This window comes from Streptomyces sp. NPDC006435 (assembly GCF_040612315.1).
In the GTDB taxonomy this organism is placed as follows: Bacteria; Actinomycetota; Actinomycetes; order Streptomycetales; family Streptomycetaceae; genus Streptomyces.
In genome coordinates this window covers 36,598-58,532 of record NZ_JBEXPY010000047.1, presented here as the reverse complement: position 1 = coordinate 58,532, position 21,935 = coordinate 36,598, and the positions used below count along the sequence as shown (strand labels likewise).

Annotated in this window: 21 protein-coding genes and 1 pseudogene; 9 read left to right on the top strand and 13 right to left on the bottom strand. The window is 72.4% G+C overall.

Annotation, left to right across the window (positions count from 1 at the left end):
* Both ABZZ04_RS32505 and ABZZ04_RS32500 read left to right on the top strand, forming a co-directional pair.
* A pseudogene (locus ABZZ04_RS32505) lies at positions 1-420 on the top strand (hypothetical protein); the annotation flags it as partial.
* 108 nt (positions 421-528) lie between these two features.
* The gene (locus ABZZ04_RS32500; RefSeq protein ID WP_356935819.1) at positions 529-954 is read left to right on the top strand and encodes a hypothetical protein; all 426 of its coding nucleotides are present in this window, start codon (positions 529-531) and stop codon (positions 952-954) included.
* Positions 955-1,003: 49 nt separating this feature from the next.
* Here the strand turns inward: ABZZ04_RS32500 and ABZZ04_RS32495 are convergent, their stop codons facing one another.
* The 7 genes from ABZZ04_RS32495 to ABZZ04_RS32465 form a co-directional block, all read right to left on the bottom strand.
* Positions 1,004-1,489 carry a hypothetical protein gene (locus ABZZ04_RS32495; RefSeq protein WP_356935816.1) on the bottom strand — a complete coding sequence of 162 codons (486 nt, stop codon included), beginning with the start codon at positions 1,487-1,489 and terminating at the stop codon, positions 1,004-1,006.
* A gap of 149 nt (positions 1,490-1,638) precedes the next feature.
* Positions 1,639-2,322 carry a uracil-DNA glycosylase gene (gene ung, locus ABZZ04_RS32490; RefSeq protein WP_356935815.1) on the bottom strand — a complete coding sequence of 228 codons (684 nt, stop codon included), beginning with the start codon at positions 2,320-2,322 and terminating at the stop codon, positions 1,639-1,641.
* A 96-nt stretch (positions 2,323-2,418) separates the two neighbouring features.
* Positions 2,419-3,999 carry an ABC transporter substrate-binding protein gene (locus ABZZ04_RS32485; RefSeq protein WP_356935814.1) on the bottom strand — a complete coding sequence of 527 codons (1,581 nt, stop codon included), beginning with the start codon at positions 3,997-3,999 and terminating at the stop codon, positions 2,419-2,421.
* Positions 4,000-4,117: 118 nt separating this feature from the next.
* Complete coding sequence (locus ABZZ04_RS32480) at positions 4,118-4,873, bottom strand: SDR family oxidoreductase (protein ID WP_356935813.1); 756 nt, start codon at positions 4,871-4,873, stop codon at positions 4,118-4,120.
* A gap of 19 nt (positions 4,874-4,892) precedes the next feature.
* On the bottom strand, positions 4,893-5,654 hold the full coding sequence (gene fabG, locus ABZZ04_RS32475) for a 3-oxoacyl-ACP reductase FabG (RefSeq protein ID WP_356935812.1): 762 nt from the start codon (positions 5,652-5,654) through the stop codon (positions 4,893-4,895).
* A 233-nt stretch (positions 5,655-5,887) separates the two neighbouring features.
* Complete coding sequence (locus tag ABZZ04_RS32470) at positions 5,888-6,271, bottom strand: DUF3037 domain-containing protein (RefSeq protein ID WP_356935811.1); 384 nt, start codon at positions 6,269-6,271, stop codon at positions 5,888-5,890.
* A complete protein-coding gene (locus ABZZ04_RS32465) occupies positions 6,268-7,116 on the bottom strand; it encodes a HipA family kinase (protein ID WP_187438749.1) in 849 nt (282 codons plus the stop codon). The genes ABZZ04_RS32470 and ABZZ04_RS32465 overlap by 4 nt, the downstream gene beginning before the upstream one ends.
* 252 nt (positions 7,117-7,368) lie before the next feature.
* On the opposite strand from ABZZ04_RS32465, the gene ABZZ04_RS32460 reads away from it, so the two are divergent.
* From ABZZ04_RS32460 to ABZZ04_RS32445, 4 genes are all read left to right on the top strand, one after another.
* Positions 7,369-8,076 carry a TetR/AcrR family transcriptional regulator gene (locus ABZZ04_RS32460; RefSeq protein WP_356935810.1) on the top strand — a complete coding sequence of 236 codons (708 nt, stop codon included), beginning with the start codon at positions 7,369-7,371 and terminating at the stop codon, positions 8,074-8,076.
* Between the two features lie 156 nt (positions 8,077-8,232).
* Positions 8,233-9,855 (top strand): amidohydrolase, encoded by a 1,623-nt coding sequence (locus tag ABZZ04_RS32455; RefSeq protein ID WP_356935809.1) that lies wholly within the window; start codon positions 8,233-8,235, stop codon positions 9,853-9,855.
* 79 nt (positions 9,856-9,934) lie between these two features.
* Entirely contained in the window at positions 9,935-11,422 is a 1,488-nt protein-coding gene (locus ABZZ04_RS32450; protein ID WP_356935808.1) for an ankyrin repeat domain-containing protein, read from the top strand.
* 139 nt (positions 11,423-11,561) lie between these two features.
* The gene (locus ABZZ04_RS32445) at positions 11,562-12,023 is read left to right on the top strand and encodes a Rieske (2Fe-2S) protein (protein WP_356935807.1); all 462 of its coding nucleotides are present in this window, start codon (positions 11,562-11,564) and stop codon (positions 12,021-12,023) included.
* Here the strand turns inward: ABZZ04_RS32445 and ABZZ04_RS32440 are convergent.
* Positions 12,007-12,660 (bottom strand): cysteine hydrolase, encoded by a 654-nt coding sequence (locus ABZZ04_RS32440; RefSeq protein ID WP_356935806.1) that lies wholly within the window; start codon positions 12,658-12,660, stop codon positions 12,007-12,009. The genes ABZZ04_RS32445 and ABZZ04_RS32440 overlap by 17 nt on opposite strands.
* A gap of 109 nt (positions 12,661-12,769) precedes the next feature.
* On the opposite strand from ABZZ04_RS32440, the gene ABZZ04_RS32435 reads away from it, so the two are divergent.
* Entirely contained in the window at positions 12,770-13,246 is a 477-nt protein-coding gene (locus ABZZ04_RS32435; protein ID WP_356935805.1) for a pyridoxamine 5'-phosphate oxidase family protein, read from the top strand.
* Between the two features lie 200 nt (positions 13,247-13,446).
* Here ABZZ04_RS32435 and ABZZ04_RS32430 read toward each other — a convergent pair whose 3' ends face one another.
* The 4 genes from ABZZ04_RS32430 to ABZZ04_RS32415 form a co-directional block, all read right to left on the bottom strand.
* A complete protein-coding gene (locus ABZZ04_RS32430; protein WP_356935804.1) occupies positions 13,447-14,085 on the bottom strand; it encodes a response regulator transcription factor in 639 nt (212 codons plus the stop codon).
* Positions 14,082-15,314 carry a sensor histidine kinase gene (locus ABZZ04_RS32425; RefSeq protein ID WP_356935803.1) on the bottom strand — a complete coding sequence of 411 codons (1,233 nt, stop codon included), beginning with the start codon at positions 15,312-15,314 and terminating at the stop codon, positions 14,082-14,084. Before ABZZ04_RS32425 ends, ABZZ04_RS32430 begins: the two co-directional genes overlap by 4 nt.
* A 5-nt stretch (positions 15,315-15,319) precedes the next feature.
* Positions 15,320-17,518, bottom strand: a complete 2,199-nt coding sequence (locus tag ABZZ04_RS32420; RefSeq protein WP_356935802.1) for an MMPL family transporter — start codon at positions 17,516-17,518, stop codon at positions 15,320-15,322.
* Between the two features lie 293 nt (positions 17,519-17,811).
* Entirely contained in the window at positions 17,812-18,720 is a 909-nt protein-coding gene (locus tag ABZZ04_RS32415; protein ID WP_356935801.1) for a LysR family transcriptional regulator, read from the bottom strand.
* A 74-nt stretch (positions 18,721-18,794) separates the two neighbouring features.
* Here ABZZ04_RS32415 and ABZZ04_RS32410 point away from each other — a divergent pair, with 74 nt between their 5' ends.
* The gene (locus tag ABZZ04_RS32410; protein ID WP_356935800.1) at positions 18,795-19,805 is read left to right on the top strand and encodes a DMT family transporter; all 1,011 of its coding nucleotides are present in this window, start codon (positions 18,795-18,797) and stop codon (positions 19,803-19,805) included.
* Between the two features lie 63 nt (positions 19,806-19,868).
* Here ABZZ04_RS32410 and ABZZ04_RS32405 read toward each other — a convergent pair whose 3' ends face one another.
* Complete coding sequence (locus ABZZ04_RS32405; RefSeq protein WP_356935799.1) at positions 19,869-21,200, bottom strand: aminotransferase class I/II-fold pyridoxal phosphate-dependent enzyme; 1,332 nt, start codon at positions 21,198-21,200, stop codon at positions 19,869-19,871.
* Between the two features lie 35 nt (positions 21,201-21,235).
* Here ABZZ04_RS32405 and ABZZ04_RS32400 point away from each other — a divergent pair, with 35 nt between their 5' ends.
* Entirely contained in the window at positions 21,236-21,928 is a 693-nt protein-coding gene (locus ABZZ04_RS32400; protein WP_356935798.1) for a pyridoxamine 5'-phosphate oxidase family protein, read from the top strand.
* Positions 21,929-21,935: the final 7 nt, after the last annotated feature.

Below are 21,935 nucleotides of genomic sequence, written 5' to 3'. Positions count from 1 at the left end.
GCGCTTCCCGCCCCGGCGGCCGGGGGGCGCGGGCCCGACGCGGACGGCGCCCCGGCCTCCGGGGCGGCGGAACTGGTCGCCGGTCTGGCCCGGGTACTGCACCGCTACCTCACCGACCACCCCGAACTGCTCGTCTGCCGTTACGAGCTCGCCCTGGAGGCGACCCGGCGCCCGGAGCTGCGGGAGTTCTTCGACGCCACGGGCCGGCAGTTCCGCGAGCCGCTGCTGGCACTGATGACCGCGGCCGGATCGGCGGAGCCCGAACGGCACGCCCTGTCCCTGGTGGCCTGGTGCGAGGGGCTGATGTTCTCCTGCGCGGCGGGGTCGTACAACCGCTCCGTGCCGAGCGAGGAGGAGCTGCGCACGGGCTTCGCCGAACTGCTGGGCGGAATGCTCGGACCTCGGTGGGCACCGCGCTGACCGGTGTCACCCGTGCGGACCAATCCCCGCCGTGTGCCCCGCCCGGAGCCGGGTCCGCACCGCAGAGTTGATCAGGTGCAACGAACCGGAATCACCGTCAGGATCACCATGGGCCTCGTGGCGGGCCTGGCCGCCACCACGCTGTCCGGCTGCGTGTCCGTGCAGCCCCGGCCGGACGCCCCGGCCCGGCCCGGGACCGGCGGGCCCGCCCAGGACCTGACCCCGCAGACCGCGCAGCCACCCGTCCACGACTCCCTGGAAGCCGTACCGGCCTCCGAGTCGCCCGCCTCCCCGTCGCCCCGGGCGGCTCCGCCGGACACCCGCCGTGCCGCACCCCGCGCCCCTCGGCAGCACCGGCTCCCCCATGTCGCGCGCCCCCGGCCGCGCCAGGCACCGCCCGCCGTGATCCCGCCCGCACCGCCCCTGCCGGCCCCCGTCGCCGGGACGGACGTCTGCGCGCTGGGACGGGGCTACGGGCACTGGCCCGCGGGCAGCCCGCAGTCCCGGATCTGTGAGAACACCTACGGCCGCTGACCGCGGGGAACGGCGGGAGGGCGGCCCGTCCATCACGGACGGGCCGCCCTCACAGTTCGCGCAGTCTCAGCTCCAGCCGCGCGATCGCCGCGCGCACCCCTCCCCCGTACCCGTCGTCCATGCCGTCGTCGGCGAGCACGACGGAAGCGGCGCGGGCCCGGTCCAGGTGGATCCGGGCCGCACCGGGATGCTGGAGCCGTACGTAGTCCGCCGCGAGGTTGAGGTGGAGCGAGGGGTAGAGCGCCCGGACCGCCGGCGCGTCGGGGTGCTGCGCCGCGCACTCGCCGGACAGCCCGTCGGCCGCGGTCAGCGCCCGCAGGTCCCAGGCCAGCTCGTCACCTGGATCGTCCTGGGCGTCGGCCATGTAGTGGGCGAGGGTGCACCGGTGCAGGGCGTCGCCGTCCTCGCCGATCTCCGACCAGAGCGCGCCGAAGCGGTTGCGGGCCTCTTCCCGGTCACCGCCGTGCAGCAGCATGACCGCCTGGCCGATCCTGGTCATGACGGCGTCCTTCGACGCCTCCTGCTGCTCCGTCACCACGGCCTCCCTGCACGACCCGTCCGCCCGTTCCCCTCGACGCTAACCGCAGTCGCCGTCGATCCCGCTGAGGCTCGGGCGGACGCCCCGGGGCCGTCCACCGGGTGCCGCCGTCGGCCGGGCCCCGCCCGGCCGACGGACCGGGCGGGTCAGCCCAGGTCGGGGATGCGCCAGTCGATCGCGTCGTGGCCCTGTGCCGCCACCGCTTCGTCGATCTGCGTGAACGGACGCGAGCCGAAGAACTTCTTGGCCGAGAGCGGCGAGGGGTGCGCCCCCTTCACCACCACGTGGCGCTCCTCGTCGATCAGCGGGAGCTTCTTCTGCGCGTAGTTGCCCCAGAGGACGAAGACCGCCGGATCGGGCCTCGACGCGACGGCGCGGATCACCGCGTCGGTGAACTTCTCCCAGCCCTTGCCCTTGTGCGAGTTGGCCTCGCCCGCGCGGACCGTGAGCACGGCGTTGAGCAGGAGCACGCCCTGCTCGGCCCACGGCATCAGATACCCGTTGTCCGGGACCGGCAGGCCGAGCTCCTCCTTCATCTCCTTGTAGATGTTCCGCAGGGACGGCGGCGTCTTCACGCCGGGCCGCACGGAGAAGCACAGCCCGTGCCCCTGCCCCTCCCCGTGGTACGGGTCCTGGCCAAGGACAAGGACCTTCACCTTGTCGTAGGGCGTGGCCTCCAGGGCGGCGAACACCTGGTCGCGCGGGGGGTAGACCGGCCCCTTGGCCCGCTCCTCCTCGACGAACTCGGTGAGCTCCTTGAAGTAGGGCTTCTGCAGCTCTTCGCCGAGGACGCCGCGCCAGGACTCGGGCAGCAGGTCGGTGTCGGTCACGTGAACAACCTCCGGTGAGCAATCGGCATTTCATCCGAGAACCTACCGGGGACCACTGACAACGCCCCCGCCGGTCCGGTTCCGCCCCTTTTCTCCCTACCAGCTGGCCTTGCGATAGAACTCCCACATCTGCATGACCGTCTGCGGGTCCAGGGCGCGCTCACCGCCGCCGATGTCCTCGCCCGAGGCGACGTACAGCTTGCCCTGCCACAGCGGCAGCACCCGCACGTCGTCGACCAGGATCTTCTGGGCCCGCTCGAACTGCTTGACGACCGCGCCCCGGTCGCTCTCCTTGCGGGTCTGCGGCAGCAGTTCCTGGGTGATCTCGTTCTTCATGTACGGCATGCCCGTGACGCTGTCCTTGCCGAGGAACGGGGCGATGAAGTTGTCCGGGTCCGGGAAGTCCGGGAACCAGCCCCGGCCGAACACGGGGTACTCACCCTTGGTGAAACCCTCCTGGAACGTCTTCCAGGGCTTGCTCCTCAGCGTGATCCGGAACAGCCCGGAACCCTCCAGCTGCCGCTTGAGCTCCTCGAACTCGAGGGCCGTGGAGGATCCGTACCGGTCGGTCGTGTACCAGAGCGTCAGCTTGACGGGCTTGGTGATGCCGGCCTTGGTCAGGATCTGCTTGGCCTTGGCCCGGTCCGGGTCCCCGTAGGCGTCGAAGAAGCTGGTGGTGTGCGCCGTGATGCCCTTGGGGACCATGGAGTACAGCGGCTCGGCCGTGCCCTGGTAGACCTTGGCCACCAGCGCGTCACGGTCCACGAGCTGGGCGATGGCCCGCCGCACGGCCACGTTGCCCGCGGCCGGGTCCTCGGGGTTGAAGACCAGGAAACGGATGTCCGCGCCGACCGTCTCGACGATCTGCGGGCTGCCGTCCTTGTTCTGGCCGCCCTCCAGGGCGATGACCTCCTCGGCGGTGAGGCCTCGGTAGATCGCGTCGATCCGGTTCTTCCGGAGTGCCTCGACGACGGGCGCGGACTCCTTGAAGTAACGGATCGTCACGGAATCGTTCTTGCGGTTGGCGAACCCCTTGTAGTCCGGGTTCTTCACCAGTTCGGCGCGCTTTCCCGGCTTGTACGAATCGAGAAGGTACGGACCCGATCCGGTGATCTTCCCGTCACTGCGCAGCTTGTGCTTGGAATAGGCGCCGGGGGCCACCAACGACATGGCGGGCGTGGTGAGAACGAACGGGAAGGTGGCGTCCGGCTTGGTGAGGTGGAAGATGACGATGTCCTCCCCCTTGGTCTCGATCCGGTCGAGCGAACCGAGCATGCCGACCGGGCCGCCCTTGAAATTGATCTCCCTGATCCGGTCGATGGAGTACTTCACGGCCTCGGCATCGAGCGCGTCCCCGTTGGAGAATTTCAGCCCCTTGCGGAGTTTGCACCGGTAGGAGGTGCTGGTGGTATCGGTGAACTTGCACCATTCCGCGGCATCGGGCTGGGGACTCGTACTTCCGGTGGGGAAACTCACCAGGGTCTGGAAGACATTGCGCATCAGCTCCCAGGAGTTGTCCCATGCGGCCGCCGGATCGAGAGTGGAAGGCTCACTGGTCGTACCGACGACTATTTTCTGCTCGACCTCCGATCCACTGTCGGAGAAAAGTCCGCAGCCCGACAGCAGCGAAAGGCAGGCAAAAGCTGCAACGGCCTGACGGCCGGCCCGGTAGAACACGTGAACGCTCCTCGATCAGCCATGGGTCGGCAGACCATACCGCAGCGCCCCGCCAGGTCAATCCGCAGGTCCGGCGGGGCACTTGAGTCAATCAGGGCCAAACCCTCTCAGGCCGTTCTCAGCCCACGCCCGCATTCAGGAAGATTCCCCCGTCGACCACCAGGGTCTGACCGGTGATCCAGTCGGCCTGACTCGACGTGAGAAACGCCGCGGCGCCACCGATGTCCTCGGGGACCCCGAGCCGTCCGAGCGGATAGGCCGCCGCGGCCTCCGCCTCGCGGCCCTCGTACAGCGCCTGGGCGAATTTCGTCTTCACGACCGCGGGAGCAATTGCGTTGACCCGGACGACCGGCGCGAATTCGTGCGCCAGCTGGAGGGTCAGATTGACCATGGCCGCCTTGCTCATGCCATAGGCACCGATGAAGGGCGATGCGGACACACCGGCGATCGAGGCGATGTTGACGATCGCCCCGCCGTTGTCCTTCTGCCACGCCTTCCAGGTCTCCTGCGCGAAACCGAGCGCCGAGATCACATTCGTCTCGAAGACCTTGCGCGCCACGTCGAGGTCGAGTTCGGCGATCGGCCCGAAGACCGGATTCGTACCGGCGTTGTTGACCAGGAAGTCGACCCGGCCGAAGGCCTCCATGGTGCGTTCGACGGCCACCGTGCGGTGTTCCGCGTCGTGCGCCTTGCCCGCCACCCCGATCACCCGGTCGGAACCCAGCCGCTCGACGGCCTCCTTGAGCGCCTCCTCGCCCCGCCCGGTGATGCACACCCGGTCACCCCGGGCCACCAGCGCCTCGGCGATGCCGTAGCCGATGCCCCGGCTCGCGCCCGTGACGAGCGCGACCTTCCCACTGTCCTGCACAGTCATGATTCCGCAGCCCTTCGGGTCAGTTGAGCGGTCCGCCGGCGACGTACATGACCTGTCCGGACACGAAGCCCGCCGCGTCACCCGTGAAGAAGGCGATGGCGTTGGCGATGTCCTCGGGGCGTCCGACGCGCTGCACCGGGATCTGGGTGGCCGCGGCGGCCTGGAACTCCTCGAAGCCCATGCCGATCCGGGCCGCGGTCTGCGCGGTCATCTCAGTGACGATGAAGCCGGGGGCGACGGCGTTGGCGGTGATGCCGAACTTGCCGAGCTCCTTGGCGAGGGTCTTGGTGAAGCCCTGCAGACCGGCCTTGACGGCGGCGTAGTTGGCCTGGCCGCGGTTGCCGAGCGCCGAGGAGGAGGAGAGCGAGACGATCCGGCCGAACCCGGCGTCCACCATGTGCTTCTGGACCGCCTTGGCCATCAGGAACGCACCCTTGAGGTGCACGTTCATCACGATGTCCCAGTCGGACTCGCTCATCTTGAAGAGCAGGTTGTCGCGGAGCACGCCCGCGTTGTTGACGAGGATCGTCGGGGCGCCGAGCTCGGCGGCCACCCGCGCGACCGCGGCCTCCACCTGGGCGCTGTCCGACACGTCGCAGCCGACGGCGAGAGCGGTGCCCCCCGCGGCGGTGATCTTCTCGACGGTGTCCTTGCAGGCCGCCTCGTCGAGGTCGAGTACGGCGACGGCGCGGCCCTCGGCCGCCAGGCGTACCGCGGTGGCGGCGCCAATGCCCCGCGCCGCTCCGGTCACGATGGCGACGCGCTGCTCGGTGGTGGACATGCTTGGTTCTCCTCGCCCTTGGATCGCCGCCCAGCGGACGTCGGGGCGCCCCCGGCACGGGACCTCGTGTGCACGGAACCTTCCCGATGGCTGAGCGACCGCTTAGTACCTTCAGCAGACGAGACGCTAGAAGCCCCGGCACCCGGTGTCAACGGCGCGCGGCGGCCGGGGCGCATGTCACACCCGGTGGCGCCGCCGCCGCGGTGGTCGCGGGCGGCGGCGCGGCGCGGGGGTCAGCGCACCAGCAGGTCGAGCAGCCGTTCCACCTCGGCCTCCGGGTCGGTGGTCAGGCCGCTGTGCACGGGGCCCGGCTGGACGACGGTGGAGCGCGGCGCGATCAGCCAGCGGAAGCGCCGGCCCGCGTCGTCACGGGCGGCCTGGCCCGCGTCCGTTCCACCCAGGCACACTCCCTCGACGGCACGCAGGGCGGCCCGTACACCGACCACGTCGGCGGCCGGGTCCAGGACCTTCAGCTTGGTCTCGTCGAGATGGGTGCGGGCGGCCACGAAGCTCCGGGCGCGGCAGTAGACGATCACGCCCGCGTTGAAGCACTCCCCGCGCTGCACCCGCGGCACCACGCGCAGCAGCGCGTACTCGAAGACATCGCGCTCGCTCACGGCCGGTCGTCCTTCTTCTTGGTGGGGTGCGGCCAGGGGGTGAGGTGTTCGGTGAGCCAGCCGGGGGCCTGGGACGGCTTGGGTTCGGTGGGGGCGTCCATGGTGATCCGCTCGTGGATGGTCGCGGCACGCGGCAGCAGCGCCTCCACATAGGCGCGGCGCAGGTCGTCGGGGGACGCGAAGCCGGGTTCGTCCACCAGCCATTCGTCGGGGACGTCGGACGCGACCTCGGCGAGCAGTTCCTCGGTGACCAGCGGGGCGAGTTCGGCGGCGGCCGACGCGATGTCGGGGGCGAACGGGGCGAGGGCGTGGTCCGAGGCGTTGTACGGCTTGGCGGCGGACGCCTGGGCCCCGGGCCAGTTGTGGTGCCAGATCATGGTGGCGCCGTGGTCGATGAGCCACAGGTCGCCGTGCCAGACCAGCATGTTCGGATTGCGCCAGGACCGGTCGACGTTGTTGATCAGCGCGTCGAACCAGACGACCCGTCCGGCCTCCCGCGCGTCCACCCGGTAGGCCAGCGGGTCGAAGCCGATCGAGCCGGGCAGGAAGTCCATCCCCAGGTTGAGGCCGCCGCTGGCCTTCAGGAGCTCCTGCACCTCCTGGTCGGGTTCGGCCAGTCCGATGACCGGGTCGAGCTGGATCTGCACGAGGTCGGGGACGCGCAGGCCGAGCCTGCGGCCGAGCTGTCCGCAGATGACCTCCGCGACCAGCGTCTTGCGCCCCTGTCCGGCACCGGTGAACTTCATGACGTAGGTGCCGGAGTCGTCGGCCTCGACGATCCCGGGGAGCGAGCCGCCCTCGCGCAGGGGCGTGACGTAGCGGGTCGCTGTCACTTCTGTAAGCATTTCCCCAGGCTATCCATTCGCCCGCGTCCGCCGTCCGGGCGAGCCCCCTGCCGATCCGCCGGGCACCGCCCCTTGAGGCCGGAGGAGGAGAGGGCGTACGGGTGGCCGCCGGGGCGGGTGGGCGGGTCGCACCCGAGGGGACGGCGCCCCGGACGGCAGACGCTCGCGCACGGGTCCGGGATCACGGGGGGCCGGCACACCGGCCGAGCCCACCGGTTGCTTATTGGTCGAGCACTCAATAGCATCGCCGGTATGTCGTCAAGCATGCAGCGGAAGCGGATCCGGAAGTCTCCCTCCGACCGGCGCGCGGAGATCGTCGACGCGGCGGCGACCATCGCCCTGACCGAAGGGCTGGAGTCCATCACCCTGCGCCGGATCGGTGACCGGCTCGGGGTCCGGCCGGGGCTCATCAGCCATTACTTCCCCGCCGTCGAGGATCTCGTGGCCGAGGCGTTCGGCGCCGCGGCCAGTGCCGAACTGGACACGCTCCTGCCCGCGGACCCGGCGGCGGGCCCGCCCACGGAGCGGCTGGCCCGCTTCTTCGCGCTCGCGACGGGGCCCGCGTACGACGACATCAGCCGCCTGTGGATCAACGCCCGGCACCTCAGCCGCTACCGCCCCGTCCTCCGCGGCAGGGTCAACCACCAGGAGGCCCTGTGGCGCGGCAGGCTGGAGGACCTCGTCCGTGACGGAGTCCTCCTCGGCGAGTTCCGGACCGACGACGCCCGTGTGGCGACCATCCAGATCCTGGTCGTCATCGACGGTCTCGGCGCGCACGCCAACACCGCCACCGCCGACCGCCCCGAGGCGGTGACCCGCATGGCCGTCAGCACGGCCGAACGCGAGCTCGGCCTGGCCGGCGGCACGCTCACCGAACTCGCCGCGGGGCTCGACACGGGCCGCCCCGCGACACCGGTGGCGTCCGGCGCCGAGGACGCCCCCGCCGGTCCCGGGGCCTGATCCCTCACGCCCCCCGGTCCACTCCACCAGCCCCCTCCTGCGGCCCGCCCCGACCCGATCCCGCCGTTCGCGACGGCCCGGATCGGGCGGCGGGCCCGCACCACCCCACCCGGCCCGACCGCGACGGGCCGGCCCGCACCACCCCAAGGAGTCCCTGTGCGCACCAGCCTCGTCCTGCTCTCCGCCCGGCTGCTCGACCCGCTCACCGGCGAACCGCTGCCCCAGACGGCCCTGGCCGTCTCCGGGGGGCGGATCGCCGATCTGGGCGACGACCGCCGGATGCGCGGGCTCGCGGACTCCTCGACGACGGTGATCGACCTGAAGGGTGCCGTGGTGACACCCGGCCTCGTCGACGGGCACATCCACCCGGTGACGGGCTCCGACCTCTCGCGCGGGCTGGACCTCTCCGAGTGCGGAGACCTCGACGAGGTGCGGGACGCCCTGGCCCGCGCGGTCCGGTCGCTGGAGCCCGGCGCCTGGCTGCACGGCTGGGGCCTGGACCCCAATGTGTTCGGCGACCGGCCGGTCACCTCGGCCGCGCTCGGGCCCGTGCTGGACGGCGTCCCGGCCCTCCTCCTCCTCTTCGACGCGCACTCGATGCTGGCCAGTGCCCGCGCCCTCGAACTCGCGGGCGTCGACGGCCCGCGCCGGTTCGAGGAGGCGTCCGAGATCGTCTGCGACGACGAGGGCCGGCCCACCGGGCTCCTGCTGGAGGAGGCGGCCTGCGCGGTCGTCGAGGCGGCGGCGCCCCGGCCCAGCCGCGCCGAGCTGCGCGAGCACCTCGCCGAAACCCTGCGGAGCATGGCCGCCACCGGTCTCACCGGCGGCCACGCCATGGACGCCAACGGCGAGAGCCTCGCCCTGTACTCCGAACTCGACGCCGACGACGCCCTCCCGCTCCGGCTCCGGGTCGCCCCCTGGTGCCGCCCGGACACCGACGCGGAGGCGCTGCGCGCGCTCATCGCCGGGCAGGGCGCGGGCGGGCGGCTCTGGCGGACGGAGGGCGTCAAGCTGTTCATGGACGGCACGATCGACAACGGCACGGCCTGGCTGGAACGCCCCGACTGCCACGGCGAGTCCACCCACGCCTTCTGGCCCGACCCCGAGAGGTACACGGAGGTCATCGGGGAGTTCCACCGCGCCGGAGTGCCCACCGCCACGCACGCCATCGGGGACGCCGCCGTACGCCACGTCCTCGACTCCGTGGAGAAGGCCCGCGCCACCGGGAACACCGGGGTGCGGCACCGGATCGAGCACATCGAGACGGTGCCCGACGACGTCCTGGGCCGGTTCCGGGAGCTCGACGTCATCGCCTCCATGCAGCCCACCCACTGCTGCGACTTCACCCGCGCCGACCACACCGACAACTGGTCCCGGCGCCTGGGCGAGGAGCGTGCCGCGCGTGCCTGGCGCTGCCGCGACCTGTGGGACTCGGGCGCCACCGTCGTGCTCGGCTCCGACTGGCCGATCGCCCCCTACCCCCCGCTGACCGTCATGGCGGGCAGCCGGCACCGTCGCCCCACCCGCGACCTGACCCAGCCCCCGCACAACCCCGGGCAGGCGCTGACGCCGCTGGAGGCGCTCCGGGGCATGACCCTCAACCCCGCCCGTGCCGCGGGCGAGGAGGGCCTCGCGGGACGCCTCGCCGTCGGCCACCGCGCCGACCTCGCCGTCTTCGCGGACAACCCGCTCACGGTGCCGGACACCGACCTGTCCGACCTGCCCGTCCTGCTCACCGTCCTCGACGGCCGCCCCACCCACCGCGCCCCCGGCATCTGACGCCTGGTCACTTCACCCTGGACAAGGGCGATCACGGCACGGGGACGGGGTGTCAGAGGCGGCACCTAGAGTCCTGCCCATGAGCGACTTGGCCAACAGAGCACTCCTTGCCGCCGTCACCCCGGCCCCCGACGCCGACCCCGTGCGGCAGGCCGCCGAGGTGCGTGCGCTGACAGCCGACGGAGCGGACCCGTCGGCCCGTGACGAGGAAGGAGCCACCCCTCTCCACCGGGCGGTGAGGGCCCCGTACGAGGGCAGTGGACCGCTGCCGTCCCCGGAGGTCGTCCGGGCGCTGCTGGAGTGCGGTGCCGACGTGCACGCGGTCGACGGGCACGGGGTGACGGCCGCCGGGTGGGCCGTCTGCGCCAACGACTCCGGTCCGAAGGCCGTGGTGGACCGTTCGGTGGAGGTGCTGGGGCTCCTCGTCGGGGCCGGGGCCCGCCTCGACGGGCGCTGTTCCCTCGCCACCGGGGGCTCGTTCGCCCACTACGGCTGTGCGGCGCCCCCGGTCCTCGCGTTCCTGCTCGACCACGGTGCCCCTCTCGAAGCGGTCGACGAGCGCGGCAGGACGCCACTGCACTCCGCGGTCGACCGCGGCCGTCCCCGGCTGGTGGAACTGCTGCTGGAGCGGCACGCCGACACCGGCGCGGTCGACCGTCTCGGCCGGACCCCGCTGGGGGTCGCGCTGCGCCTGCCGCAGCTCAGCCAGGAGCAGCGCAGGACGCGGGCGGAGCTCGTGGCCGCGCTGAAGGCGGCGGGCGCGCCCGTCCGTGTCGAGTACCCCGCGGTGGAGGGCGGTCCGCTGCCCATCGACATGGCGGCCGCCCGCCGGGTCGCCGAGGAGATGCGCGCCGGGCTGTCCGAGGTCTGCCGGGCCGCCGGGGTGCCGGACGACAGCGGCCGGCTGACGGAGCTCACCCAGCCGGACTTCGACAGCTTCCAGGACCTCCTCACCGGGCTGCGCGACGGCATCGACCCCGATCACGTGCCGCTGATACCGGAGCTGTGCGCGCGGACACTCGGCGACGGGGCCCGTACGGACCGCACGCTGACGGGCGACCAGGAGATCCGCGAGCCGTTCTTCCACCACGGGAATCTGCTGGTGGAGGGCCACCTGAACGTGCTGGCTCCGTTCGTGGTCACCGGTTCGCTCACGGTCGGGGGCTGCCTGGCCGACTGCGGCCCCTCCTCCGTCGTCGCCGTGGGCCGTGACGTCACGGCCCACGGGGTGCACACCGACGGCGAGATGTCCGTCGGCGGCGACATCGAGGCCGAGGTCGTCTACGGCTACTACAACGACCAGACGCTCCGGGCGGGGACGATCCGCGCCCGTCTGGTCATCGAGGACGAGCACGAGACGATCGCCGCGGTGGAGGCGGACACCCACTTCGACCTGGACGACTTCCAGCAGGGGTACGGCGAGGGCGTGCAGGAGGAACTGCGCGAGCTGCTGGTGGACGAGGTGTTCGGCAACGAGGAGGACGACGAGGAGGAGGAACAGCTGGACCAGGCGCTCCTCTTCGCCCGGCTGCGCGAGGGGAAGCCGGTCTTTCGCGCGGACGTCTGAGAACCGGCGCCCCGGCCGCTCATGCCGACGCACGGACCTGCCGATGACTTGATGGCCACCGCCCGCGCGCACCGGTTCCCCGCCGAACGCGTCACGGCCGGACGGCGCAGACGTGGACACCTCGGAGGGGAAAGCCGGCATGAGCGCATCGCAGGACCCCGGGGACGGTTCCGGCCGCCGGGCCGTCGTCATGGCGTTCGGGGCCGCACCGCTGGCCGCCGTGCTCGCCGCGTGCGGCGGCCGGGATGAGTCGGGCGGCTCGGACGTGGTGAAGCCCTCCGACGGGGGGACGGGCAGCAGGACGGACGGCGGGACCGTCCTGGCCAGAACGGCCGACATTCCCGAGAACGGCGGAAAGGTCTTCGCCGACCGGGGCGTCGTGGTGACCCGGCCGAAGGCCGACGAGTTCAAGGCGTTCTCGTCGAAGTGCACCCACCAGGGGTGCACCCTGTCGAGAGTGTCCGGCGGCACCATCGACTGCCCCTGTCACGGCAGCAGGTTCGACGCCGCGTCGGGCGCCGTGGTCCACGGACCCGCCACCAAACCGCTGCCGGTCAAGAAGATCGCCGTCACGGACGGCTCGATCACGCTCCTGCCCTGAACCGTGCCCGGTCCGACCAGCATCCGAGCACGTCGTCGGTGGTCGTGACGGTGGCGACGAGGGCGAGCGTGTTGCGGACCATCGCGGGGGTGTACTCGGCCGGTACCCCCGCGATGGCGTCGGACGGCACCACGACCGTGTAACCGAGGTTCACCGCGTCGAACACGGCGTTGGGCACGGCGACGTTGGCGGAGACCCCGGTGACGACGAGGGTCCGGCAGCCGAGGTTGCGCAGCAACGCGTCCACCTCCGTCCCGGCGATGGGCGAGAGCCCGTGCAGCCTGCGCACGATCAGGTCCTCGGGGGCCACCTCGATGGGCGCGGCGACCCGTACCGCCGTGGTTCCGGAGTGCTGCTGCACGGGCAGTCGGCCGGCGGCCCGGAAGAGCCGGGCGTTGTTGTTGGCGCCCCGCCCGTCGGGGCGGCGTTCGGCCACCGCGTGCAGCACCTGCACCCCGGCCCCGTGAGCGGCCCCGACCAGCCGGGCGACCCGGTGGAGGACGCCGGAGGACCTGGCCTGTCCGGCCAGTTCCGGCAGGGCGCTGCAAGGGCCGACGACCCCCTCCTGGCATTCGACCGTCATGAGTGCGGTGGTGGCCGGATCAAGTTGCGCGGCGAGTTGTTCCGTCGACGGCACGGCTGCCCCTTTCGGCGGCGGACGGGGCGCGCGAGGCTATCCGCCATTGCGTGAAGGAGGAAGAGGCCCCATGATTTCTGACACTCAGTCAGCTATGGGAGGGGCACCCATGACCACCGGTCAGCGGCGGGGACGCCGGATCATGATGACGGACGCCGAACGCGACGCCTACCTCTCGCGACAGCGCACCTGCCGGGTCGCCACCGTGTCCGCGGACGGCAGCCCGCACGTCGGCGCCCTCTGGTTCGTCTGGGACGGCGCCTCCCTCTGGCTGTACTCGATCACCCGCAGCCTGCGCTGGTCCCAGCTGTGCGGGGATCCGAGGGTCGCGGTGGTCGTGGACGACGGGGTGGAGTACACCCAGTTGCGCGGCATCGAGCTGCGCGGCGAGGCCGTGCCCGTGGGCGAGGCGCCCCGCACCGGCGAACCGTGTCCCGAACTCGACGTACCGGAACGGCTGTTCGCGGATAAGTACTTCGCGATGGACACCATGCCGCACGACGGCCGCCACGCCTGGCTGCGGCTGACACCGAGAACGATCACCTCCTGGGACTTCCACAAGCTCCCCGGACCGCCCACGGCCTGACCCACGGGGCGGCCGTCGCCGGGCGCACCGGTCAGGTCCGACACTCCCGGCGACGGCCGGTGTACCGGTGGAACCGCCGGTGTCCGGTGTACCGGCGGAACCGTCGGCGACCGGGGCGCGGGGCCGCGCCCCCGTCGTACGGCCGCCGAGGGCCGTACGCACGGACGGCGAGGCCCCGGAGCCCCGTGTCCCGGCCCTCTTCAGGGCCGCCGCAGCAGTCCTCTCTCCATGGCGACCACCACCGCCCGCGTCCGGTCGCTCACGTCGAGCTTGGCGAACAGGCGCAGGAGGTGGGTCTTGACCGTGGCCTCCGCGATGACGAGCCGTCTGCCGATCTCGGCGTTGGTCAGGCCGTCGGCCACCGCCTCCAGCACATCGGTCTCGCGGGCGGTGAGCGGTTCCTGCACCGGCCGGCGCATCCGCGCGATCAGTTTCTCGGCCACCCGGGGCGCGAGGACGGTCTCGCCGCGCGCCGCCGCGCGGATGGCGTCGGCGAGCTGTTCCCGGGTGGTGTCCTTCAGGAGGTAGCCGATGGCACCCGCCTCCACGCCGCGCTCGATGTCCTGATCGGTGTCGTACGTCGTCAGGATCAGGACCCGGGTGCGCGGGTACCGGGCGACGATCCCGGCGGTCGCGCCCACCCCGTCCAGCACCGGCATCCGCAGGTCGACCAGGGCGACGTCGGGGTCGTGTCGTCCGACGAGGTCGAGCGCCGCCCTGCCGTCCCCCGCCTCCCCGACGATCTCGATGCCGTCCTCACCGGCGAGCAGGGCGACGACACCCGCCCGCATGACGGTGTGGTCGTCCACCACGACCACCCTGATCCGTCCGCCGGTCATCGCGTCCCCCCGTTTCCCTCGTCGTTCTCCGTGCCGCCGTCCCCGGGCGCCGGTTCCAGGGGGATCACCCCCAGGATCCTCGTGCCGTCGCCCACCGAGCTGGTGACGGTGAGCCGGCCGCCCAGTTCCGCCAGGCGTTTGCGCATCCCGTCGAGCCCGAAGCCCGTCGACTCCTCCGGGACGAATCCGGTGCCGTCGTCGGTGATCTCCAGTTCCACCCCGTGGGGGCGACGGCTCAGCATCACACCGACCGTGGAGGCGTGCGCGTGTTTGCGGACGTTGGCCAGGGACTCCTGCGTGCAGCGCAGCAGCGCGATCCGGGTCTGCTGGTCGCACTCGACGTCCGTCAGATCACCGTCCACCGTGAGCCCGGTGTCCTCCGCGAAACGGTCCAGGATGCGGCGCAGCGTGTGCGCCACCGACCCGGCGGCCGCTCCGCCGTGCCGCTGGGCCGAGCCCACCAGTTCCCGTGCCTCGGCGAGGTTCTCCCGGGCCGTCGACTCGATCGAGCGCAGTTGCTGGGCGCTTCGCGCCGGGTCCGACGCGAGTGCCGCCCCGGCCGCCTCCGCCAGTACGACGATCGACGCGAGCCCCTGCGCGAGGGTGTCGTGGATGTCCCGCGCCATCCGCTCCCGTTCGTCCGCCGCCCCCTGCCGCTGATGCGCCTCGGACAGTTGTGCCTGGGCCCGTTCCAACTCGACGATCAGCCGGGCGCGTTCGGTGCTCTGCGCGACCACCGCATGCGCCCACAGGCCGATCAGGACCCCCACGGCGACGACGATCAGGGTGGACACCATGGTCTCGCCGAAGAACTGCAGCGACCAGCCCTGCCGGTACCAGCTGCCCGCCAGCGTCGCCGCCGTCGCCAGCCCCAGGAACCCCATCGAGGCCCTGGGGCTGCGCCCGAACATCCAGTAGTGCGGCAGCGTCACCATGAACAGTGCCGCGTAGCCGCCGCGCAGATACGCGAGTCCGCCGAGCGCGAGCACCAGCACGGAGAGGTAGGTGTGCGGCCGTACGACGGGGTTGTCCGGGAGGCGGTCGAGGAGCGCGTAGCAGAGCACCACGCAGCCGAGCAGCGCGAGCGCCACGTACCTGCTCCCGACGGACCCGTCCGTCGTGGCGAGCCCGACCGTCATCGCGGCGAACAGCGCCCAGCACACGGTGTTCCAACGGCGCAGCGACGTGGTCCAGAGGGCGTCGGCGGAGGGCCCGGCGGGAGTGGTCATGCCGATCAACGTACGTCGGCCGGGAGTTCGCCGCGGACGTCCGTGGCCGGTTCGGCCGATTCGGCCGGAACGGGGCGCGACGGCCACCAGGTCGCATCGCCCAGCAGGAGCAGCGCCGCCGGCAGGATCATGACGCGGACGACGAAGGCGTCGAGCAGTACGGCCGCCGCGAGCACGAAACCGATCTGCTTCATCTCGATGATGTGCAGCAGGACGAAGCTCACGAAGACGGTCGTCATCACCACCGCCGCGCTGGTGACCACGCTCGCCGACGTGCGGATTCCGTCGAGGACCGCCTGCCGGGTGGGTACGCCGGCGAGCACCGCCTCCCTGATCCGGCTCACCACGAACACCTGGTAGTCCATGGAGAGCCCGAAGAGGATCACGAAGAGGAAGAGCGGGACGCGCGACCCGATCGAACCGGTGGACGTGAAGCCCAGCAGCCCCTCGGCCCAGGTGCCCTGGAAGACGAGGACGAGCAGTCCGAGGGCGGCCGCGGCGGAGAGCAGGTTGAGCGCGACCCCGATCAGGCCGAGCACCACGGAGCGGAAGGCGTACACGGTCATCGCGAAGGTCACCAGCAGCAGCGCCCCGAGGACGAGCGGGATCCTGCTGTTCTGGTGGGCCGGGTAGTCGGCGTACCGGGCGACGTCCCCGCTGACGCCGTACTCCGCTCCCGCGATCCTTCCGACGGTGGCCGGCAGGTACTCGTCTCGCAGGTGGGCGAGGGAGTCGCGGGCCTGCGGGGAGTTGCCGAGGTACGGCGTCCTCAGCCGCAGCACGCTGATCCGGTGGTCGGCCGAGGTGTCGATGCGCGAGCCACCGGCGAACAGCGGGTCCTTGTCGGCGAGCCGGACGAGTTCGCGCAGCGCCGCGGTGACCTCCCGGCCGCGCGGGGCGTCGGCGCGCACGACGACGTCATGGATGACCCGCTGCTCGGGGAACGCCTCGTTGAGACGGTCGTAGACCCGCATCGCGGGAATCTCGCGGGAGTGCGTGTCCCGGCTCATCTCCGTGATCTTCAGCCCGGTGAGGGGCAGGGCGAGCGCGAGCAGGGCGAGGACCGGGACGCAGAGCGTGGCGAGGGGGTGCCGGCCCGCGGGGCGCAGCAGCGCCGTCCAGATCCGGCCCGTGCCCTCGCGGGCGGGGCGCCGGGGCGGTTTCCCGTGTTCGGCCCGGCGCCGGGCGCGTCGTTCCGCCCGCCGCCCGAGCACGGTCAGCAGCGCGGGCAGCGCCGTCAGGGAGCTGGCCACGGCGACCAGCGTGACCACGATGGTTCCGGTGGCGAGCGAGGAGAAGATCACGTCGGAGGCCAGGTACAGCGTCGCGGTGGAGACGGCGACCGCCAGTCCCGAGACCACGACCGCCCGGCCCGAGGTGGCCGCCGCCAGTTCCACCAGCGCCTCGGTGCTCAGCCGGCCGCCGCTGCGGGCCCGTTCCTCGCGTTCCCGTTTGAGGTGGAAGAGCGTGTAGTCGACGCCGACCGCGAGGCCGATCATCAGGATGACGTTCGTGCCGACCCCGACGTCGGGCGACAGGTGCGAGACCACCATCGACAGGCCGATGGCCGCCGCGATCGAGGAGAGCGCCAGCAGCAGCGGCACCGCGGCCATGACGACGGATCCGAAGACGATCATCAGCGTGACCAGGGTGACCGGCAGGGTGATCTTCTCGGAGAGGGCCAGGTCGTCGTCGCGCTGCTGGTCGACGCCCTTGCTGGTGGAGGGGCTGCCCGTCTGCTCCAGCAGCAGTCCGGGGCGGGACTCCTGAACGGCCGAGGTCTGCGACATCAGCGCGTCGACCTTGTCCCCCGCGTCCCGTTCCTCGCCCTTCAGGGCCACTTCGACCATGAGGATCCGGCCGTCGTCCGACCACAGCGGCGCGGCCACGTCCGCGACCTCCGGGAGCTTCCGCATCCGGGCCGTGAGGTCCCGCGCGGCCGCCTCCGCGGTCGGCCCGTCCACGGTGCCCGAGCGGGCGGATATCAGCACCTGTTCGGTGGAGCGGCGTTCCAGGCCGCCCTCGGCCGCCATGGCCTCGGCCCGGCCCGCCTCGCCGACGCGGTAGTCGGCCGTCCTGGCCTCGTTGGTGCCGACGGCCCCGCCGACGACCAGGCACAGCGCCACGAACGCCAACCAGCCGACGAGTGCCCGCCAGGGGTGCCGGGCGCTGCGGCGCGCCATGCGCACAGTGAGTGAGTTCATGCCCGAAAGCCTTGTTGAACAGGGCAGTTGCCGGACAGAGGTGTCAGGTTGAACCTGCCGTCCACCGATCGATGGACCCGGTTACGGGGGACAGCCCCCGTACGCCACGCCGGCATCCACGGCTCACGGCACGTCCACGGCGCAGGGCACGGCCACAGCCGCGGCCCAGGCGCACCTGCTCGGCTCGGGGCACTCCCGCACCCCGGGCACACCTGCGCGGCTCGGGACACTCCCGCGGCCCAGGCGCACCTGCTCGGCTCGGGCGCGCCTGTGGCTCAGGGCGCTTCCGCGGCTCACGGCACGTCCATGGTCCGGCCGGCCGCGCGCAGGGCGGTCACCGCGGCCCTGATCGACGGGCGCCGGTCCGCGTCGGTGCGCCACACGGCGTGGACGTGCCTGCGCATCTTCTGCCGCACCGGCACGAGCCGTACCCCTTCGGGCACCGGGCCGCGGCCGAGTCTCGGTGCCACGCAGACGCCCATTCCGGCGGCGATCAGGGCGAGTTGGGTGTGGTGTTCGCCCGCCAGGTGCGCGATGCGCGGCTCGATGCCCTTGGAGCGGAGGGTGAACATCAGCCAGTCGTAGCAGAACTCGCCCTCGGGCCAGGACACCCAGTCGTCGTCGGCGAAGTCCTCCAGGTCCACCTCGGTCCGGTCCGCGAGCCGGTGATCGGCCGGCATCGCGATGTCCGGCGCGTCGTCCAGCAGTTCGGCCTTGGCCAGGCCGCCGGGCACGGGCAGTCGCTTGTTGCTCCAGTCCAGCACCACGGCGAGGTCCGTGTCCCCCCTGAGCACCGCGCGGATTCCGTCCTCGGGCTCCAGTTCCCGGGTGCGCACGCGCAGTTCGGGATGGTCCGCGCGCAGTATGCGGAGTGCTGCGGGGAAGAGCCCGCGCGCCGCCGTCGGGAAGGCCGAGAGCAGGATCTCGCCCACCACCTCGCCGCGCTGCGCCTCGATGTCGGACTGGGCCAGCTCGACCTGGGACAGGATCCGGGCCGCGTGGTCGGCGAGCAGCCGGCCGGCGTCGGTGAGCCGGACCCCTCGTCCGTTCTTGGCCAGGAGCTGCTGCCCCACCTCCCGCTCCAGTTTCGCCATCTGCTGGGAGACGGCCGAGGTGGTCACGTGCAGCCCCTCCGCGGCACCGCTGACCGAGCCGTGCCGGGCGAAGGCGTCCAGGGTACGCAGGCGCTCCAGATTCAACATGTAAGCAATGCTACGCAGACACTCGTACAAAATCTCGCTTGTCCTACGCGGTCGTGGCCTCCATCGTTGATCCCATGAGCGCCACCGCCGCACCGGGGACCATGCCTTCCGACGAGTCCCCCGCCTCCGTCCCGGCCCCCGTCCCACCGAAGAACACCGCGACGGGAACGGCCTCCTCGGCCGCCGATCCGGCCCCCGCCGCCCGCCGGACGCTGGACTGGCGGATCCGCTTCGGGGCGCTCTCGCTCATCTGGGGCTTCAGCTTTCTGCTGATCAAGGTCGGCACCGACGGGTATGCCCCGTTCCAGGTCACCCTCGGCCGCCTCGTGGCGGGTACGGCGGTACTGGTGGCCGCGATCGCGATACGACGCGAACGGCTGCCGCGCGGCGCGCGCACCTGGGGCCATCTGGCCGTGGCCGCGTTCTTCCTGAACGCACTGCCGTTCTCGCTCTTCGCCTACGCCGAGCTGAGCATCCCGTCGACGCTGGCGGGCATCTGCAACGCGACGTCTCCCCTGTGGGGCATGGCGCTGTCGCTCGTGGCGCTCTCCGAGGACCGTCCGACCCGTCGCCGCGTCGCCGGTCTCGGGCTCGGCTTCCTCGGGGTGCTGACCGTGCTCGGCGCCTGGCAGGGCTTCTCCGGGCTGGACTTCGGCGGTACGGCCATGGCCCTGCTGGCCTCGCTGAGCTACCCGATCGGCTGGATCTACGTCCGCAGGACGCTGGCGGGCAGCGGTTCGTCGACGCTCGCGCTGACCGGGAGCCAGCTCTTCCTCGGCACGGTGCAGCTCGCCGTGGTGACCCCGCTGTTCACCTCGGCCCCCGACGGCTTCCCGCTGCTGCCGACCCTGGCGGTGTTCGCCCTCGGGGCGCTCGGCACGGGCCTCGCGGTGCTGCTGCAGTACGGCCTGGTGGAGGAGGTCGGGCCGACGACCGCGCAGATGGTCACCTACTTCATTCCGGTCATCGCCACCGCGGCCGGGGTGGCCCTGCTCGGGGAACGGCTGAGCTGGAACACCCCGGTCGGCGCCCTCGTCGTACTGGCGGGTGCCGCCCTCACCCAGAGCAGGGCCCGCAGCCGGTGACGACACCCGGCGACCTCGAAGGCTTCAAAAACCTCGGGGCCCCGGGGGATTCGGCCCCCGGCGTCACCCGTAGTTCAGCGGTTTCGCCGGGCCCGCCGCTGCCGCCACCGCGTCGGCCAGCGGCTCGACGTCGGCCATGGCGAGCGGCGAGACGGTGAGTCTGATCCCCTGGGGCGCGGCCATCCGGAACCGCGCCCCGGGCGCGACGGCCCAGCCGGAGTGCAGCAGTCGCGCCACGGCGCCCGTCTCGTCGCTGACCGGCACCCACACGTTCATCCCGCTGCGCCCGTGGGCCTCCACCCCCCGCTCCTCCAATGCCCGGACGAGGGCGTCCCGCCGCACGCCGTACGCCCGTGCCGTCCTGCCGGGGTCCACGGCCTTTGAGGTCCACAGGTGCACCACGGCCCGTTGCAGCAGTCTGCTGACCCAGCCGGGCCCCAGCCGCTGCCGCCCCGCGACCCGGTCGACGGTGACCGGGTCGCCGGTCAGCACGGCGACCCGCAGGTCCGGGCCGTACGCCTTGGCCACGGAACGCACGAACGCCCAGCGGTCCGTGGCACCCGACAGCGGGTGCAGCGGCAGGTCGACGATGCCGTGCCCGTGGTCGTCCTCGATCAGGAGGACCCCTCGGTGTCCGGCGAGGACGCCCCGCAGTTCGAATGCCCGCCCTGCACCGATCGCCGCTCCGGTCGGGTTCTGGGCCCGGCCGGTGACCACGAGGGCACGGGCCCCGGCCCTCAGCGCCTGTTCGACGGCGTCGGGCAGCGGCCCCTCGTCGTCGAGCGCGACGGGAACGGGGCGCAGCCCCAGCGCGGGCACGAGGTCCAGCATGCTGCCCCAGCCCGGGTCCTCGACCGCCACCGCGTCACCGGGTCTGAGGTGCGCGGCCAGGACCCGCTCGATCGCGTCCAGCGAGCCGGAGGCCGCGACCACGGGTCCGGCCGGCACTCCGTCGGCGTCCAGCGCGGCGCGGGCGAGCGCGGCGAACTCCGGGTCCACCGGGGCCTGTCCGTACAGACCGGGCCGCCGGGCGTACTCCTGCGCGACCGCCGCGAAGGCGTCCCCCAGCGCGGGCAGCAGGGCCGGGTCGGGGTTCCCGTCGCCCAGGTCCCGCACCCCGGGAGGCGCCTCGACCCGGAGCGATCCGCGCGCCGTGCTGGCAGGGCGCGGCCGCACCCTGCTGCCCCGCCGCCCGGCCGTCTCGATCACCCCGCGCTCGCGAAGCGTGCGGTACGCGGCGGCCACCGTGTTCGCGTTCACCCCCAGGCTCTCCGCCAACTCCCGCATCGGCGGCAGCACTTGACCCGGCGCGAGCTCGCCCGACCCGACCCCGCGCTCCACACTGGCGGCGATCTCCGATGCGCGCCGCCCGACAATCCGATACTCTCCTAGCACAAACAAGATTATGCACTAGTGCAATGGAGTGCGCAATGTCGGACACCTCTTCCCCGCAGGCCACGGACCCGGGCGCGACCGAGTACCCGCCGACCGGGCGGACCGTCCCGACCCGTTCCCGGGAGCGCGCGGCATATGACCGGGAGCTGGTCCACTCGATACTCGACGAGGCGTACGTCTGCCATCTCGGCTTCGTCCGCGACGGCGCGCCGGTCGTCCTGCCGACCCTCTACGGCCGGATCGACGACCGGCTCTACGTGCACGGCTCGACCGGCTCCCGTCCGCTGCGCGAGGCGGGCCGCACCGACCCCGGCCTGCCCGTCTGCCTGACGGTGACGCAGGTGGACGGACTGGTGCTGGCCCGTTCCGCCTTCCACCACTCGATCAACTACCGCTCCGTGGTGGTGCACGGCATCGCCCGCACCGTGACCGACCCGCAGGAGCGGCGGACCGCCCTCGACGCGATCGTCGACCACGTGGTGCCGGGCCGGTCGGCGGACTCCCGGCCCGCCGACGAGAAGGAGCTGGCGGCGACGGCGGTGATCCGGCTGGACCTACGGGAGGTGTCCGCCAAGATCCGCACCGGCGGCCCCAACGACGAGGCCCGCGACCTGGCGCTCCCCCACTGGGCGGGGGTCGTCCCGCTCGCCCGCGGCTACGGTGCGCCGCTCCCGTCGGACGACCTCGACCCCGCAATCGGCGTCCCGGACTACATCACGGTGCTCTGACCGGGCG

Bases quoted from the DNA above. Each gene is read 5' to 3' on its own strand.
- ABZZ04_RS32500 (WP_356935819.1), top strand. From the start codon at position 529: ATGGGCCTCGTGGCGGGCCTGGCCGCCACCACGCTGTCCGGCTGCGTG.
- ABZZ04_RS32450 (WP_356935808.1), top strand. From the start codon at position 9,935: ATGAGCGACTTGGCCAACAGAGCACTCCTTGCCGCCGTCACCCCGGCC.
- ABZZ04_RS32415 (WP_356935801.1), bottom strand. From the start codon at position 18,720: ATGTTGAATCTGGAGCGCCTGCGTACCCTGGACGCCTTCGCCCGGCAC.
- ABZZ04_RS32480 (WP_356935813.1), bottom strand. From the start codon at position 4,873: ATGACTGTGCAGGACAGTGGGAAGGTCGCGCTCGTCACGGGCGCGAGC.
- ABZZ04_RS32425 (WP_356935803.1), bottom strand. From the start codon at position 15,314: ATGACCACTCCCGCCGGGCCCTCCGCCGACGCCCTCTGGACCACGTCG.
- fabG (WP_356935812.1), bottom strand. From the start codon at position 5,654: ATGTCCACCACCGAGCAGCGCGTCGCCATCGTGACCGGAGCGGCGCGG.
- ABZZ04_RS32460 (WP_356935810.1), top strand. From the start codon at position 7,369: ATGTCGTCAAGCATGCAGCGGAAGCGGATCCGGAAGTCTCCCTCCGAC.
- ABZZ04_RS32445 (WP_356935807.1), top strand. From the start codon at position 11,562: ATGAGCGCATCGCAGGACCCCGGGGACGGTTCCGGCCGCCGGGCCGTC.
- ABZZ04_RS32410 (WP_356935800.1), top strand. From the start codon at position 18,795: ATGAGCGCCACCGCCGCACCGGGGACCATGCCTTCCGACGAGTCCCCC.
- ABZZ04_RS32430 (WP_356935804.1), bottom strand. From the start codon at position 14,085: ATGACCGGCGGACGGATCAGGGTGGTCGTGGTGGACGACCACACCGTC.
- ABZZ04_RS32465 (WP_187438749.1), bottom strand. From the start codon at position 7,116: ATGCTTACAGAAGTGACAGCGACCCGCTACGTCACGCCCCTGCGCGAG.
- ABZZ04_RS32435 (WP_356935805.1), top strand. From the start codon at position 12,770: ATGACCACCGGTCAGCGGCGGGGACGCCGGATCATGATGACGGACGCC.
- ABZZ04_RS32420 (WP_356935802.1), bottom strand. From the start codon at position 17,518: ATGAACTCACTCACTGTGCGCATGGCGCGCCGCAGCGCCCGGCACCCC.
- ABZZ04_RS32400 (WP_356935798.1), top strand. From the start codon at position 21,236: ATGTCGGACACCTCTTCCCCGCAGGCCACGGACCCGGGCGCGACCGAG.